The 16,414-nt window shown below is 54.5% G+C and carries 15 protein-coding genes and 1 tRNA gene; 13 read left to right on the forward strand and 3 right to left on the reverse strand.

What is annotated here, in order from left to right; translation table 11 throughout:
- From RT018_RS11245 to RT018_RS11260, 4 genes are all read left to right on the forward strand, one after another.
- Positions 1–774 (forward strand): NisI/SpaI family lantibiotic immunity lipoprotein (locus tag RT018_RS11245; protein ID WP_312941983.1); only part of this gene is annotated, 774 nt, incomplete at its 5' end.
- 56 nt (positions 775–830) lie between these two features.
- Positions 831–1,490 carry a response regulator transcription factor gene (locus RT018_RS11250; RefSeq protein WP_312941986.1) on the forward strand — a complete coding sequence of 220 codons (660 nt, stop codon included), beginning with the start codon at positions 831–833 and terminating at the stop codon, positions 1,488–1,490.
- The gene (locus RT018_RS11255) at positions 1,481–2,875 is read left to right on the forward strand and encodes a HAMP domain-containing sensor histidine kinase (protein WP_312941987.1); all 1,395 of its coding nucleotides are present in this window, start codon (positions 1,481–1,483) and stop codon (positions 2,873–2,875) included. The genes RT018_RS11250 and RT018_RS11255 overlap by 10 nt, the downstream gene beginning before the upstream one ends.
- 144 nt (positions 2,876–3,019) lie before the next feature.
- Complete coding sequence (locus tag RT018_RS11260) at positions 3,020–3,190, forward strand: hypothetical protein (RefSeq protein ID WP_312941989.1); 171 nt, start codon at positions 3,020–3,022, stop codon at positions 3,188–3,190.
- A 473-nt stretch (positions 3,191–3,663) separates the two neighbouring features.
- Here RT018_RS11260 and RT018_RS11265 read toward each other — a convergent pair.
- Positions 3,664–3,739, reverse strand: a tRNA-Ala gene (locus tag RT018_RS11265).
- 338 nt (positions 3,740–4,077) lie between these two features.
- Here RT018_RS11265 and RT018_RS11270 point away from each other — a divergent pair.
- From RT018_RS11270 to pgsA, 9 genes are all read left to right on the forward strand, one after another.
- Positions 4,078–5,430, forward strand: a complete 1,353-nt coding sequence (locus RT018_RS11270; RefSeq protein WP_312941991.1) for a VCBS repeat-containing protein — start codon at positions 4,078–4,080, stop codon at positions 5,428–5,430.
- A 26-nt stretch (positions 5,431–5,456) separates the two neighbouring features.
- Positions 5,457–6,143: a response regulator transcription factor gene (locus RT018_RS11275; protein WP_312941994.1), complete on the forward strand. Its 687-nt coding sequence runs from the start codon at positions 5,457–5,459 to the stop codon at positions 6,141–6,143.
- Between the two features lie 40 nt (positions 6,144–6,183).
- Positions 6,184–7,629, forward strand: a complete 1,446-nt coding sequence (locus RT018_RS11280) for a HAMP domain-containing sensor histidine kinase (RefSeq protein ID WP_312941997.1) — start codon at positions 6,184–6,186, stop codon at positions 7,627–7,629.
- Positions 7,630–7,777: 148 nt separating this feature from the next.
- Entirely contained in the window at positions 7,778–8,743 is a 966-nt protein-coding gene (locus tag RT018_RS11285) for a DUF1385 domain-containing protein (protein ID WP_312941998.1), read from the forward strand.
- Between the two features lie 30 nt (positions 8,744–8,773).
- Positions 8,774–9,640, forward strand: coding sequence for a peptide chain release factor N(5)-glutamine methyltransferase (gene prmC, locus RT018_RS11290; protein WP_312942001.1), 867 nt, complete (start codon positions 8,774–8,776; stop codon positions 9,638–9,640).
- 105 nt (positions 9,641–9,745) lie between these two features.
- Positions 9,746–10,867, forward strand: a complete 1,122-nt coding sequence (gene recA / locus RT018_RS11295; RefSeq protein ID WP_312942003.1) for a recombinase RecA — start codon at positions 9,746–9,748, stop codon at positions 10,865–10,867.
- Positions 10,857–11,477 (forward strand): regulatory protein RecX, encoded by a 621-nt coding sequence (locus RT018_RS11300; protein WP_312942006.1) that lies wholly within the window; start codon positions 10,857–10,859, stop codon positions 11,475–11,477. The genes recA and RT018_RS11300 overlap by 11 nt, the downstream gene beginning before the upstream one ends.
- A gap of 173 nt (positions 11,478–11,650) precedes the next feature.
- Entirely contained in the window at positions 11,651–12,967 is a 1,317-nt protein-coding gene (gene rimO / locus RT018_RS11305) for a 30S ribosomal protein S12 methylthiotransferase RimO (RefSeq protein WP_312942008.1), read from the forward strand.
- Positions 12,968–12,973: 6 nt separating this feature from the next.
- On the forward strand, positions 12,974–13,495 hold the full coding sequence (gene pgsA / locus RT018_RS11310; protein WP_312942010.1) for a CDP-diacylglycerol--glycerol-3-phosphate 3-phosphatidyltransferase: 522 nt from the start codon (positions 12,974–12,976) through the stop codon (positions 13,493–13,495).
- 175 nt (positions 13,496–13,670) lie between these two features.
- On the opposite strand, the gene nrdG is transcribed toward pgsA, so the two are convergent.
- Together nrdG and nrdD are read right to left on the reverse strand one after the other, a co-directional pair.
- Positions 13,671–14,189, reverse strand: coding sequence for an anaerobic ribonucleoside-triphosphate reductase activating protein (gene nrdG / locus RT018_RS11315; protein ID WP_312942012.1), 519 nt, complete (start codon positions 14,187–14,189; stop codon positions 13,671–13,673).
- 55 nt (positions 14,190–14,244) lie between these two features.
- Positions 14,245–16,413, reverse strand: a complete 2,169-nt coding sequence (gene nrdD, locus RT018_RS11320) for an anaerobic ribonucleoside-triphosphate reductase (RefSeq protein WP_312942013.1) — start codon at positions 16,411–16,413, stop codon at positions 14,245–14,247.
- Position 16,414: the final 1 nt, after the last annotated feature.

Consider the following 16,414-nt stretch of genomic DNA (forward strand, 5'->3'; position numbering starts at 1 on the left):
GGATTGTTATCCGGCTGTTCCGTCATAAGTCAAAAGATAGAACAATACTCCAACGGCAAGGACGAATGTTCTCTCAATACTGAAAATATCGCGCAGTTTACTTATCAGGAAAAAAGCTATACAATTCTTGAGGATACCGTTTCAAAAGAGGAGCTCGGCAGCTGGGTGGGCTATATCAGGAAGCTTGCCGTGGTTGATAAAAAAGGGGAAATTCTGCTTCAGCAGGATACGGAAAAGGCCACGATTAAGAGCCTGGCCGATATTGCCGATACGCAGCCGGATGCCGCCTATCTGATTCCGTTTCTCAATGTTTACGCTTGTAAGGATGAAACGATACAGGTACTGCTTGTCGATGCAAACGGAGAATATCACAAGGCGATCCTCTCCGACTCCGTAACGGACTCCGGTAATGTCTTTGATTATAGCAAACAGCGGGCTGTTACATTGGATGGAGAGTTTTCGGTGAATCCTCAAGACTGCACACAGTTGATCATGGCGGATCAGGTGTATCAGATCACCGATCAAATTGTCCCTGACAAGCAAGTGGGTGAATATCTTGATATTATTGCGAAATCGATTGTCTTTGACAAAGGTACAACGCTGGAAATTTCCCAAAAAGATTTAAATGCGATTGATTGGGATGGAACGGGCTCCAGTAAGCAACCGCGTGAAAGTTGGGCATATGGCGAAGTCCACGCGATTCAAAACACAGATGCATCCAATTCCGTTGCGGTTGAAATCAACTCAGAATACCGCATCGCGACCTGCCAGTAATAAAAACAAAAGTATATAAGCATGTTAAATTATTATACATGGAAGGAGATGCGACTGTGGCAAACATTCTTGCCGTTGATGATGAGCCGGATATTCTGGCTCTGATTAAGAGGGCTCTGGAGAAGGATAGCCACTTGGTAACAACAGCGGAATCGCCCGACCAAATCAATTTAAAAACACTGAATTATTATAACTTGATCTTGTTGGATGTTATGATGCCGGGGACAAATGGATTTACCTTTTGTCAGAAGGTGCGGGATCTGGTGGATTGCCCCATCCTGTTTCTCACTGCGAAAACAATGGAATCCGATGTGATGTACGGGCTTGGCTTAGGTGCAGATGATTACATCAAAAAACCGTTCAGCACCGGAGAGCTGAGAGCACGGGTCAACGCGCATCTGCGCAGGGAAAAACGTGAAAAACGGAATGTTCTTCTCCTGCCCGGATTTGAATTCAATCTAGCGGCAAAGGAATTGACCGCAAAGGGACAAAAAATTCCACTCACTAAAAAAGAATACGGGATCTGTGAATTCCTTGCGAATAACCACGGTCAGGTGTTTTCCAAAGATCAGATTTATGACGCAGTTTGCGGTTATGACGCGGAGGGCGACAGCTTTACGGTAGCCGTGCATATAAAAAACATCAGGGCAAAACTTGCCGTCTATCAACTGTCTCCGATTTCAACGGTTTGGGGGATTGGATATAAATGGGACTGAGAAACAGGAACATCAGATTAAGAACCTTCTTCACTCGGTATTTACTGACCCTTTTTGCTGGTTTTGTCTTGATTGTTCTGCTCGGCATAGGACTGCTTTTTGTAGCGCTGAAGACCAGCTTTATTATCTCTGTGGGTGATGTGGAAGCATCCATTGAACGTCAAAAGGCTGCGATTGCGTCAGCCGAAACCGTGAGTGCGGAGTTGATTCCCAAGACCTGCGAATATGCTGTTGTAAGTAAAAATGGTGAGTTTTTATCGGGAAGCATGCCAGCATCCGAGGCCGCTGCGGCATGGGACGTTGTCCGGAGCGGCAGAACCGTCTCGGGAAGCCTTCTGTACACAGGACTGAATGTGGATTGCTATTTCCCGATTGAACGACCAAATGGGTTTTGCATCGTTCAGTATTCCTCTATGTCCCAATTTTCATCGAAGCTTTTGCGGGAGCATCTGCCCGTACCTGAGGTTTTGCTGTTTTGGATCATCCTTGCAGCGTTTTTATTTGAGATTATCCTTCTCTCCAGGCTTTACGGCAGAAAGATCAGCCATAAGCTCATTCCGCTGCAAAATGCCACGGAAAAAATAAGGGAAAAAGACCTTGCGTTTGAAATTCAATACAGCGGTATTGAGGAAATCGACGCCGCCATGCAATCCCTTGACAGCATGAAAACGGAATTAAGACTCTCGTTGGAAAGACAATGGAAAATGGAACAGATGAAAAAAACACAGATTTCCGCATTGGCGCATGATCTGAAAACCCCGCTTACTGTTGTCAGGGGTAATGCGGAAATGCTGTGCGACACAAAACAAACGGAGGAACAGAAAGAGTGCACCCGCTATATCATGAAGAACGCGGATCAAATGGAGCAGTATGTTCAGATGCTGATCGACATCTCCAAAGCGGAAACCGGTTATTCCATTCAGCAAAAGGATGTCAACATAAGAACCTTTTTAGATGACCTGTATGCGCAAATCAATGCGATTGCCTCGGTGAAGCAATTAAAAACAGAATTCGATGAAAAAAACCTGCCGGATACCATCAGCATTGACGCTTCCTTAATGCAAAGGGCCATTATAAACATCGTGTCAAACGCGGTTGACTATTCTCCGGAACAGGGTGCAATTTTGTTTTCCGTGTCAGGGGAGGACAATAAACTCAGATTCACCGTTACCGACAGCGGGAAAGGGTTTTCTCCCGAAGATTTGAGAAATGCAACAAATCAATTCTATCAGGGTGATTTCAGCCGCAGTTCGAAACTGCATTACGGAATGGGACTATTTATTGCTGATTCCATTGTAAAGCAACATGGCGGAACTCTTGCAATAGCAAATTTTTCTACCACAGGCGGTGGCATGGTAACAATTGACATAAAAGTAGGCATATAGAATCAACGGGAAAAAAGCTCATTTGGATTATGTTCAAATGGGCCTCTTTTTCGTATAATTCGTATAAAGGGTAATTCAGTCGGGTGCCGGTTCCCACCTCCCTCTGTTTCGAAAATCCCAAAAGTCGAAACGGAGGAATAAAAAATGGTCAAGATTTATTTACGGAAATACTATCCCGATTTTTATAGCACAGACTACGTCATTGAGGTGCCGGACGAGGTTGTAGCCCTCATGGATTCTTACGAACACGCCGAAGCCGCCTACTATCTGCGGAGAAGTGAAAGCAGTGTCTATCTATGGAGCAAAGAATGTTAGAGCCTGTTTTTCCAATGAATCAGCAGACCGATGGCAGAACCCAGGTGTTGACGATAGAGGGATGCCACGTGAAAATCAATTATCTCCCATCCTGCCTTGAAAAGAGGAAAGAAAATTTCCTCGACAATATTCTAAAATCCTTGCTTGCTGCCTGCCAACCCAAATAAGACGTTCGACATGTTTGCATGTACTCATATCAGGTGTAATAATGATGATGTACACTGCTCCTTGACAACCGAATAATAAAAAGGAAATGAGTTATATACATCATCTTTCAGTTATTCTAAAGCGAGGTAATGTATATGGATAAAATCATAAATAGCGATGCTTCCCCCAAACGCGAAGTAGATTCCTTTGAAGAATTGCAGGGCTTTTACACTGGCAATTCGAGGCAAAACAAAATGCAGGCACCCGAGTCACGCACCGCATAAAAAAGTTCGGGAAAAGCTACTTTTAATAGCTTTTCCCGAACTTGGTGGAGACGAAGAGGATCGAACTCTCGACCTTACGGATGCGAACCGTACGCTCTCCCAGCTGAGCTACGCCCCCAAATATTTTTCAGTGCAGACCGACACGACAACTATCGCGCCAATTGTCTGGCTGCGGCCCCGGCAAACAAGATCCACCCGCAGTGCAAGACGCACGCCGATATCCTCCGAAGCCAGAGACAAATGATATTATAGCATGATTTTTAGAAATGTAAAGTGTAATTTTGCTAAAATTGCAGGGAAACCGCCGCACGCAGAATTTTGGAACATGAACAGTCGGTAAATTGCGCCGGGAAACGCGAAGAAACACTACCAAACCGAAAAAAGATATGATATACTGTTACAATTGAGATAAAAAAGTTTGAGCCCCAACGAGGCGACGGGAAGGAGGCGGACGCATTGAAAAACAAGCTGAGGTTCCTGGCCGCAGTCTCCCTATTATCAGCTGTCTTCCTCTTTTTAAGCGGCTGCGCCGGATTGAAGCCGGAAACCGCGGAGGACCTTTACAGCCTGCCCAGCCTTCCTGCCGAATACCGAGAGCTGGAGGCCAGCATCAACGCGCTGATTGAACAGGGAGCGGAATATGCCGCCCCCACGTCCGGATCCAACATCCAGCCGGTCCAACTCGTGGATCTGGACGGAGATGGACAAGAGGAAGCTCTCGCCTTCATGCGCAAGCCCAATGAGGAAAAACCTCTGAAAATCTATATTTTCAGTGCCAGCGACGGAAGCTATCACCTTTCCGCCGTAATTGAGGGCAGCGGCAGCGCCATCTTCAGCATCGTATACAGTGATTTTGACGGGGACGGCTATACGGAGCTGGCGGTGGGCTGGAAGACCGCCTCCGAGATGCAGGCGCTGACCATTTATGCCCTGCGTGGCCAACAGCCCGAGGAACTTCTGCGCATCACTTATGTCAAATACGTCTTGACGGATCTGGACGCAGACGGCCGCAGCGAGCTGGTGGCCTTCCGTGCGGACACGGAGGGCATGGGCGTCGCCGAGCGGTATGTCTGGCAGGACGGGACGATGGCGCTGAAATCCTCCTGCAAAATATCCGTCACCATGGCGGAGCTGAGCAATCTGGGCCGGGTGGTACCCGGTGCCTTGCAGGACGGAACACCAGCGCTGTTTGTGGTTGGCGTGTCAGATTCCACCACCGCAGTCACGGATATTTTGGTGGACCGGGATGGAGAGCTGGACAACATCGTTCTCTCCGACATCACCGGTATGTCCACCGAGATTGCCCGGTTCCTCTCCCTCTACCCCACAGACATCAACGGCGACAAAACCACCGAAGCGCCGGTTCCGGCACTGATCGCCATGTCCGAGGGCGGGCAGGGCTATTATCGCATCGAGTGGCGAGGCTATGATATTTCGGGCGCTTCCACTCGTGTGGCGTCCACCTACCACGACGTGGAGGACGGCTGGTATCTGGTTCTGCCGGAGAGCTGGCTGAATCAGATAACTGTTCGACGGGACTCTGGCCCGGAGGAAGCCACCGTAACCTTCTCTTACTGGGACGATACCGGGACGCAAGATTTTTTGAAAATCAGCGCCGTCACCGGAAGCAGCCGAGAGATTAAGGCCTTGCGAGGCGGGCGATTCATTCTCAGCCGCCGGGCTGAAACGGTTTACTCCGCAGAGCTGTTGCCAGAGGCCAACAATGCCTGGCCCCTGAGCATGACAGAGGACGAGTTGCGCACCGCTTTCAGCTTGATCACCGGAGAGTGGCTGGCGGGAGACAACTGAGTATACCGGGAAAGGACGGAGCACTTATGAAAAAAGTTCTGGTATTGGAGGACGAGTCCAGCATCCGCGATTTCATCGTCATCAATCTGCGCCGAGCGGGTTATGATGCCATTGAGGCGGAAACGGGCGAGGACGCCATGGATCGGCTGCGGGAAAACCCGGACGTGACCGTAGCGCTGCTGGACATTATGTTGCCGGGAATTGACGGATTTGAGGTTTGCCGTCGGATTCGAGCCACCAACACGAAAATCGGCATTATTATGCTTACCGCCCGCACGCAGGAGATGGACAAGGTGACGGGTCTGATGACCGGGGCGGACGACTATGTAACAAAACCCTTCTCTCCCGCCGAGCTTACCGCCCGAGTGGACGCCCTGTTTCGCAGGGCGGGAGGCGAGGATCCCATCCCTGCGGGGGAGCTGAGTCAGCCGCCCTTTTTGCTGAACACCCGGAACCGGACGCTGGAGAAAAACGGCAAGCGCATCAAGCTGACACAGGTGGAGTATTCCATTGTAAAGATGTTTATGGAGAATCCCGGAAAGGCCCTGAGCCGGGAGGAAATTCTGGACACGGTCTGGGGCAGGGACTATTTCGCGGAGCTGAAAATCGTGGATGTAAACATCCGCCGTCTCCGTCTGAAAATCGAGGACGACGTTGCAAACCCCGCATATATCACCACCATCTGGGGTTACGGCTACAAATGGGGCCTGTGACGCCGTACGGAAGATAAAACAAAAAAGAGGACGGAAAACCATGCCGAATACAGGCAATCACTCGCGAAAAAAATATCTGCACATTGGCGGACTGCGCCAGCGGTGGATTCTCAACACCATTATGCCGGTGCTGGCCCTGCTGGTGCTGATTGTGACGCTGTTTTCCGCCGGCGTTGCCAGCTATTATTATGGCGGAATGCAGCGGGGTCTGGAAATTCGGGCGCAGGAAGCGACTGACTCCTTCAACAGCTATTTTATGAACAGCTATGCCGAGTATTATCAGATGGCGGTGTACTCCACGGATTCCTTCGAAGACAAGGACCGCATTGAATTGCAGTTTATCAGTCCCAGCGGACGCATCCAGGCCTCCAGCTACGGACTCACTGTGGGAACCTCTCCCAGAACCGCTGATATCCCCGATGCGGTTTCCACCGGGGAAAAGTCCGTGTTTCAGGGCGAGGACCCCGCCACGGGAGAGCGCATTCTTTCCGTCTCCTATCCGCTGATGTTCAACAGTCGGGTGGTGGGCGTGCTACGGCTGGTGACGGGATTAAGGGACGTGGACCGGCAGGTGCTTTTATCGGTTCTGGCAGTATTTTTAATTGCGGCGGTCTGCATGGCGATGGTAGTGGTTTCAAACCTCTTGTTTATCAACCGGGTTGTGGAGCCGGTGGCGGTGGTGTCCGATGCGGCGAAACGGATTTCCGCCGGTGGATACGGGCTTCAAATTGAAAACAGGTACACCGACGAGCTGGGCGAGCTGGTGAATAACATCAATGACATGTCTTTGAAAATCGGGCGAAATGAGAAAATGAAAACGGAGTTTATTTCCTCCGTATCTCACGAGCTGCGCACTCCTCTCACCGCCATCAACGGCTGGGGCGAGACGATCTTGGCAGACGCCTCCGGCGATCCGGCGCAGCTTCGCAAAGGCATCCGCATCATCCTGCGGGAGGCACGCCGCCTGAGTACCATGGTGGAGGAACTTTTGGAGTTCTCCAAGATGGAGGACGGGCGCTTCACTTTGCGGGTAGAATCCGGAGTGGACCTGCGCAGCGAGTTTGAAGACGCGATTTTCACCTACCGTGAGCTGTTCCGTCAGGAGGATATCGAGCTGGACTACGACGCGGACGGTGAGGACCTCCCCCCTATCTCCGCCGACCCGGAGCGTCTGAAGCAGGTATTTTGCAACGTGCTGGACAACGCCGCCAAGCATGGCGGCTCCGGCAAACGGATTGTCGCCTCTGTGGCTCTTGAAAACGAATACGAGGTAGTTCGAGTGCGGGACTTCGGCCCCGGCATTCCGGAGGCGGAGCTGCCTTATGTGAAACAGAAGTTTTACAAGGGCTCTTCCAAGGCCCGAGGCAGCGGCATTGGCCTTGCGGTGTGCAACGAAATTGTCACCCTGCACAGCGGAATATTTGACATTGCCAACGCACAGGGCGGCGGCACAGTAGTGACCGTCTCCCTGCCAATCGGAAACTGAAAAATTCGTCTTTGCCGTCCGCCGCCTTGTGCGGCGGGCGCGTGGGCGTCTTTGCCGCCAAAACACACAGACGGCAAAAAATAATATAGAACAAACGTTGCATTTCCATAAATCTTGTGCTATTCTAAGTAACTAGAAAGGACCACACATGGCAGAAAACAAATCCTGCGCCTTCCGCACCAGCATCGGCGGACAGGCTTTGATCGAGGGCATTTTGATGCGCGGACCTGAAAAGCAGGCCATTGTCGTGCGAGATCACGAGGGAAATCTGGTTGAAAAGGTGGAAGAGCTTCACCTCATCAAGGAGCGGCACCCATTTTTGGGCTGGCCGCTGGTGCGGGGCACCGTGAACTTTTTGGACTCCATGGTCAAGGGGGTAAAGGCCCTGATGTACTCCGCGGACTTTTACCCGGAGGACGAGGCGGCAAAGCCATCCAAATTTGATCTGTGGCTTGAAAAGCATTTGTCCAGTAAAAAACTGGAGGCGATGCTGGTTGCCGTGGCCACCGTGGTGGGCGTGGGGATGTCACTGCTGCTGTTTCTGGTGCTGCCCACGTTGATCACCGGCGGGATTCTGCACTTCTTCCCCAGCTTTCCGCTGTGGGGGCGCAACGTGGTGGAAGGGGTTTTAAAAATCATTATCTTCATGGTTTACCTAATTAGCTGTTCAAAAATGAAGGACATCTACCGGGTATTTCAATACCATGGCGCGGAGCACAAAACCATCTTCTGCTATGAGGCGGGTCTGCCTTTGACGGTGGAAAACGTACGCATTCAGCCCCGGCATCACCCCCGCTGCGGCACAAGCTTCCTGTTTGTAGTGATTTTTGTGTCCATTCTTATCTCCTCCGCGGTGTTCGGCATCTGGCCGATCACCAACGTGTGGCTGCGGACGCTGGTGCATCTGGTGTTGCTGCCGCTGGTGGTGGGCATTACCTATGAATTTAACCGCTGGGTGGGACGCAGCAGCTCTGGCCTTGCAAAGACTCTAACCGCCCCGGGCATGTGGATGCAGAATTTCACCACCAACGAGCCGGAGGACGCTATGATTAAGTGCGCCATCCGCTCACTGGAATTGGTGTTGCCGAAGGAAAAGGGGCAAGACGCCTGGTGAACACAGCTTTTTAAAAAGGATGAAGCAAACGTGACCAAGACCTATAACAATTTATATATGGACCTTCGTGCCGGTTTGAAGGCCGCCGGTGTGGAGATGGCCACGCTGGAGGCCCGGGAGCTGACGTGCTTTGCCACCGGCAAAAGCCGGGAGGATTTGGTGCGGGATGGGGGGCTGTACGCCACGCCGGAGCTGGAGCAGCGGGCCCGCGACCTGCTGGCCCGGCGGCTGGCCGGCGAACCTGTTGCATATCTTGTGGGCGAGTGGGAATTCTTCGGCCTGCCGCTGGACATCTCCCCAGCTGTGCTGATTCCCCGAACGGACACAGAGGTTCTGGCGGCGCAGGCCATCGAATTTTGCACACCCCTTTCCGAGTGCCGCGTGCTGGACTTATGTGCGGGCAGCGGCTGCGTGGGGCTTGCCATCGGCTGCCGGGTGCCTCAGGCCCGGGTGGTGCTGGGTGAGCTGAGCGAAGCGGCACTGAAAATCTGCCGCCAGAACGTGCGGCGCTGCGGTCTTTCCGGAAGGGCTGTCACCATACAGATCGACGCGCGGCAGAAGCCCTCCCCCGCTCTGGGGGAGTTTCACTGTATCGTCTCCAACCCCCCCTATATCCCCGTGGGAGACATTCCTTCTCTGGACGTGGCAGTACGGGACTATGAGCCCCACCTTGCGCTGGACGGCGGCGCGGATGGGCTGGACTTTTACCGGGACATTGTGGATCGATGGCGGCAGGCGCTGGCTCCCGGCGGGCGGCTGTACTTTGAGGTGGGTATTGGGCAGGCGGACAGCGTTTTGCGCATGATGCGCACCGCAGGCTTCGGGGACATTCAGGTGGTGAAGGACACAAACGAAATCCCTCGTGTGGTGTTCGGAACGCTGTGTGCCGAGATTTAGGCCGTATTCAGTAAGCAGTCAACCGGCTCCGCACCAGTGCCTCTGCTTGAACGTTTCAAGAGGGTTTTTTACAGTACCGTCCGAAAAATAAGGAGGAAGAAGACTATGGCAAAAGATAAAGCAGCCGCATCCTCGCTGCCAGATAAGAAGGCGGAAATCGCCTCGGACAAGGATCAGGCCATTAAAAACGCCATTGCCCAGATTGAGAAGGCATACGGAAAAGGCTCCATCATGCGCCTGGGAGACCGGTCCAAGCTGGAAATTGACACCGTGCCCACGGGATCGCTGGCGCTGGATCTGGCGCTGGGCGTGGGAGGACTGCCCCGGGGGCGCATTATTGAGATTTTCGGGCCGGAATCTTCCGGTAAAACCACACTCGCTCTGCACGTTGTGGCGCAGGCCCAGAAAAAGGGCGGCGAAGTGGCCTTTGTGGACGCGGAGCACGCACTGGATCCCTCCTATGCTCGTGCTCTTGGCGTGGACATTGAGAACATGCTGATCTCCCAGCCGGACACCGGCGAACAGGCACTGGAAATCACTGAGGCACTGGTGCGCTCCGGTGCCATCGACGTGGTGGTGGTGGACAGCGTGGCCGCGTTGGTTCCCCGGGCGGAAATTGAGGGCGACATGGGCGACAGCTACGTGGGCCTTCAGGCCCGGCTGATGAGTCAGGCCTTGCGTAAGCTCACCGGTGCCATCGGAAAAACCAACTGCACCGTCATCTTTATCAACCAGCTTCGTGAAAAGGTGGGCATTACTTACGGTAATCCGGAGGTCACCACCGGCGGGCGGGCGCTGAAGTTCTATTCCTCCATTCGCATCGACGTGCGCCGCATCGAGGCCCTGAAAAACGGTTCGGAGATCATCGGCAACCGTACCCGTGCCAAAGTGGTGAAGAACAAAATGGCCCCCCCGTTCCGGGATGCGGAGTTTGACATCATGTACGGCGAGGGCATCTCCCGCAGCGGAGAGCTGATTGATTTGGGAATCAAGCTGGATTTGGTGCAAAAGTCCGGGTCCTGGTTCTCCATGGGGGAAACCCGCATCGGTCAGGGACGGGACACTGCGAAAAATTACCTGCGGGATAACCCGGAAGTGATGGAGAAGCTGGAGGCGGATATCCGCGCCAACTTCGATAAACTCCTCACCGGTCAGTCCCGTGTGGCGGCCAAGGCGGCGGGCCGGGCTGTGGATGTAAACGCGGACGATTTCAACGATGAAAATTGACCGTTTAGAGCGGTCGAAGCATGTTTCCGGGCGGGTCCTGATGTTTCTGGAGGACGGGACGCTGCTGAAAATCACGGAGCAGGAACTGTTGGACTTTGGTTTGCGGGCCGGGGACGAGCTGGACGAGGAAACACTGGAACGGCTGAAGTCCGCCGTCGCGGGCTCCGATGCAAAGGCCCGGGCTGCCGAGCTGATTGGGCGGCGGGCTATGTCCCGCCGGGATTTGGAGCGTAAGCTGACGGAAAAGGGCGCGTCACAGACGGAAGCGCGCTATGCCGCCGAGTGGCTGGAGGCCATCGGCGCGCTGGACGACGGCGAATACGCCGCCCTGCTGGTGCGTCACTGCGCGGAAAAGGGTTACGGACCCGCCCGTTACCGGGACGAGCTGTACAAGCACGGCGTCCCCCGGGAGCTGTGGGAAGACGCCATGGCCTTGGCCCCGGCCCCTGAAGAGCTTGTGGCGTTGTATCTGCAAGACCGCTTTCGCAAAGGTCCCCCGGACGAGCGAGAGCGGCGACGCGCCGCCGATGCGCTGGCCCGCCGGGGCTTTGGATGGAACGATGTAAGATCCGGGCTGTCCGCTTGGGCGGAGCTGCCGGACGATTCCTGAGCTCTCTTTGATAAAGGCAATGCCTGCGCCGAAGCGGGCTGGAATTGCTTTAAGAATAAGTTTATCCCGTAAGGCGCGAAAGACGACCGAGCCGCGTCGAAACAACCAGGACATGTTGGGCTGCGCCCTTGGTGTGGCCCGCAAATCGAAACCCATGCAATGGAGGAGCTATTTTGAAGTACAGTGTTGCGTTTATTTCTCTTGGCTGCGCGAAAAATCAGGTGAACTGTGAGCAGATGATGGCCACCGTCAAGGCTGCGGGCCATACCGTTGCCGCCGCGCCGGAGGGCGCGGATGTAGCGGTTGTGAATACCTGCGGTTTTCTGGCCTCCGCCTGTGAGGAAGCCATTGACAACATTTTGGAGATGGGTACGCTGAAAAGGGCGGGAAAGGTTAAAAAGATTCTCGTCACCGGCTGCATGGCCCAGCGGTATCAGGAGGATGTGCTGGGCGAGCTGCCGGAGGTGGACGGCGTGCTGGGCACCGGAAGCTACGGCGACGTGGCCTTCGCCGTGGACGCCGTGATGGCCGGTGAGCGGCCCTGCCGCTTTGGCAGCATTCACACGGCCGAGCAGGAGGGGGAACGGGTTCTCTCCACCCCCAGTTGGTATGCGTATCTGCGGATTGCAGAGGGCTGCGACAACCGCTGCGCCTATTGTGTCATTCCTTCTTTACGCGGGAAATACCGCAGCCGCCCCATGAAGCACCTTCTTGAAGAAGCCCGGGATTTGGCAGAGCGGGGCGTGAAAGAGCTGATCGTCATCGCGCAGGACATTACCCGGTACGGTACGGACCTGACGGGAAAACATCAGCTGGCTCCCCTGCTGCAAGAGCTTTGCAAGCTGGACTTTCATTGGATTCGACTCCACTACCTCTATCCCGACGAGATTGACGACGAGCTGATGGAGGTCATCGCCGCAGAGCCGAAAATTCTCAAGTATATTGACTTGCCCATCCAGCACTGCAATGATCGAATTTTAAAGGCCATGAACCGCCGGGACACCAAGGCGGAGCTGCTTGCCCTTTTGACCAAGCTGCGGGCACGGATCCCCGGTCTGGTGCTGCGCACCAGCATTATCGCTGGACTGCCTCTGGAGGACGACGCAGCTTTTGAAGAGCTTTGCGAATTTCTTCGGGAGACGAAAATCGAACGGGCAGGTGTGTTCCCCTTCTCTCCCGAGGAGGGAACTCCCGCCGCCAAAATGGACCATGTGGATGAAACAGAAGCCCGCCGACGGGCGGAGCTGCTGGTGGATGTGCAGTCCGACGTGATTGACGGATACAATGAATCGGTCCTCGGTTCCGTGCGGGAGGTTTTGTGTGAGGGCTTTGACCCTCAGGCTCAGCGCTATTACGGGCGCAGCTATGCTGAGTCTCCGGATATTGATGGACGCATCTGGTTTGACGCCGACGAGGCCCGACCGGGAGAATTTGTAAACGTACGCCTCACCGGAACAACGGACGGCGAGTTGACCGGAGAAAAGGAGTGAACCACGGTGAATCTACCGAATAAGCTGACTCTGCTGCGCATTTTGCTGATTCCGGTGTTTATGGTGGTGCTGTATTGGGGCTTCCCCGGTGCGAATTACGCCGCGCTGGCCATTTTCATTCTCGCAAGCCTCACCGATTTGATGGACGGCCACATCGCCCGGTCCAGAAACCTCGTCACGGACTTTGGAAAGTTTGCAGACCCTCTGGCCGACAAAATGCTGGTCACTGCGGCCATGCTCTGGTTTGTGGAAATCGGGCAGATGCCCGCGTGGGCGCTGTTGATTGTCATTTGCCGGGAATTTGCCGTCAGCGGGTTGAGAATGCTGGCGTCGGACGCGGGACGGGTTATCGCCGCCGGCTGGTCCGGCAAGGTGAAAACCGCCGCCACCATGGTGTGCCTTGTGCTAATGTTTTTGCCCATTCCAAAGGTGCTGAACGCCGCGTGCGTTTGGGTGATTGTGGTGACTACCCTGTATTCCGGCGTGGAGTATTTCACGCAGAATAAAGATGTATTCCAGTCCATGTGAGTAAAAAAGGTCCGGGCAACTTTAAGCGCCGGAGCGGTAAAATGCAGAGGGCCGTGGATATTTTCCACGGCCCCGATTATCTCTTACCTTCAAGGTCTGTGCAAGCCTGCTCCGCCGCATCGAACCAGACGGGCTTGCGCAGGCCTATGCGCCCTAAGCGAAAGAGTTTCCTCTGTCATCCCTTCCAGAAGACAGCCTCTCCCCTCTGCAAAGAAGCGGGCACGTCAATAATCCGTTGGTTGGCGCTGCCGCGAAAGCGCAGAGAAATGTCCTTCAGAGACTGCACAAATTCCCCGTCCACCAGCACATCGGTGAGAGTCAGTAGTTCATCCGTTGCCTCGCAGCGGGCGCGGCTCTCCCCCGTCAACTCCTCCCAGGTGTAGCCGGAAAAGGCCCACACGGTTTTCCCCGGGCATTCCGCCCGGACGCGGCGGATAAAAGGCAGCAGTGCACGCTGGTTTTCCGGCTCAAAGGGCTCGCCCCCCAACAGCGTCAGCCCCGCCACATAGGACGGCTCCAGCGCCCGGAGCACCAGCTCCTCCGTTTCCCGCGTAAAGGGCTTTCCGTATTGAAAATCCTGGGCCTCGGCGTTAAAGCAGCCGGGGCAGCCATGGGTACAGCCGGAGACGAACAGGCTGACCCGAACCCCCACGCCGTTGGCAATGTCACAGGTTTTGAGATTGGCATAATTCATGGCATCCCTCGAAAAGTCCCGCCGGAGTCGCTCCGGCGGGCTTTGTTTCATTGATTTACAGGTGGAGCACCCGCTCCCGAATCTCCTGGGTCCGGCCCTGATTCCAGAACTGGGTCCCGATATAGCCGCAGGTTCGCCGGGCCACGTTCAGCTTGTTCTGGTCCCGGCTGCCGCACTTGGGGCACTCCCAAACCAGCTTGCCGTCGTCCTCCACGATGGAGATTTCCCCGTCAAAGCCGCAGGTCTGGCAATAATCGCTCTTGGTGTTCAGCTCTGCATACATAATGTGATCGTAAATATACTCCATCACGCTCAGCACTGCGGGGATGTTGTCCTGCATGTTGGGCACCTCCACATAGCTGATGGCTCCGCCCGGGGACAACGCTTGGAACTGGGATTCAAACTCCAGCTTGTCAAAGGCGTTGATTTCCTCGGATACGTGGACGTGATAGCTGTTGGTGATATACGCCTTGTCCGTCACGCCGGGAACAATGCCAAACCGCTTTTGCAGGCATTTGGCAAACCGGTAGGTGGTGGATTCCAGCGGGGTTCCGTACAGGGAGAAGTCGATGTTCTCCTTGGCTTTCCACGCGGCAGTGGCCTGATTCAGCCGGTGCATGACAGAAAGCGCAAAGGGAGTGGCCTCCGGGTCGGTGTGGGATTTCCCGGTCATATACTTCACGCACTCGTAAAGCCCCGCATAGCCCAGAGACAGCGTGGAATATCCGCCGTAAAGCAGCTTGTCGATGGTTTCGCCCTTTTTCAGCCGGGCCAACGCGCCATACTGCCACAGAATGGGCGCTGCATCGGACACCGTGCCCTTCAGCCGCTCGTGGCGGCACATCAGCGATCGGTAGCAAAGCTCCAGTCTCTCAGAGAAAATCTCCTCAAACCGGGTCATATCCCCGCCGGAAGACAATGCCACATCCACCAGATTGATGGTGACCACGCCCTGATTAAATCGGCCGTAATACTTGGGGCTTCCCGTCTCGGGGTCCACATAGGGCGTGAGGAACGAACGGCAGCCCATGCAAGTATAGCAGTGGCCTTGTCCATTTTTATCAACTTTGTTCTGAACCATCACCTTTTCAGAGATGTAGTCCGGCACCATCCGCTTGGCAGTACATTTAGCCGCCATCTGCGTCAGGTAGTAATAGGGTGTTCCGGGACGGACATTGTCCTCCTCCAGAACGTAAATGAGTTTGGGGAACGCCGGGGTAATCCACACTCCCGCCTCATTTTTCACGCCCTGATACCGCTGGGACAGCGTCTCTTCGATAATCACTGACAAGTCCCGCTTGGTCTGGGGGTCGGATACCTCGCCCAGATACATGAACACCGTCACAAACGGGGCCTGCCCGTTGGTGGTCAGCAGTGTCACAACCTGATACTGGATGGTCTGCACACCACGGCGGATCTCCGCGCGAAGGCGCTTTTCCACAATCCGGTTCAAAACTTCTCCCTCGGGATGACCGCCCATCGTCGCGGCTTCGGCCAACACGTCGCCCCGAATTTTCTCCCGAGAAACCTGCACAAAGGGCGCCAGATGGGCAAGAGAAATGGACTGTCCGCCATACTGGCTGGAAGCCACCTGCGCAATAATCTGCGTGGCGATGTTGCAAGCGGTGGAAAAGCTGTGGGGCTTTTCAATCAGCGTGCCGGAAATCACCGTTCCGTTTTGCAGCATATCCTCCAGATTCACAAGGTCGCAGTTGTGCATGTGCTGGGCGTAATAGTCCATGTCGTGGAAATGAATCACGCCTTCCTCGTGGGCCTGCACAACTTCCGCCGGCAGCAGCAGACGCTTGGTGATGTCCTTGGACACCTCGCCCGCCATATAGTCCCGCTGGACGGAGTTCACCGTGGGATTCTTATTGGAATTTTCCTGCATAACCTCCTCATTGTTGCACTCAATGAGGCTGAGAATCTGGTTATCGGTGGTGTTGGCGGCCCGGGCCAGCGTCCGGGTATAACGATAGCGGATATAGCGCTTCGCCGTTTCATAGGCGCTGTGACGCATGAGCTCCGTCTCCACCAGCTCTTGAATTTCCTCCACGTTCAGTGTCCGGCCAACCTTCTCCGCCGTGATTTCCACATTCAGCGCAATCTGCTGCACCTGCGCGTGGGACAGCTCCGGCGTTTGCCCGCCCGCAAGGTTCGACTTTTCCACCGCCGCCGCGATTTTTTCCCGGTCAAAGCCTGCTTCACTGCCGTTTCTTTTGATA

The organism is Oscillibacter sp. (assembly GCF_032060045.1).
GTDB lineage: Bacteria > Bacillota > Clostridia > Oscillospirales > Oscillospiraceae > Oscillibacter.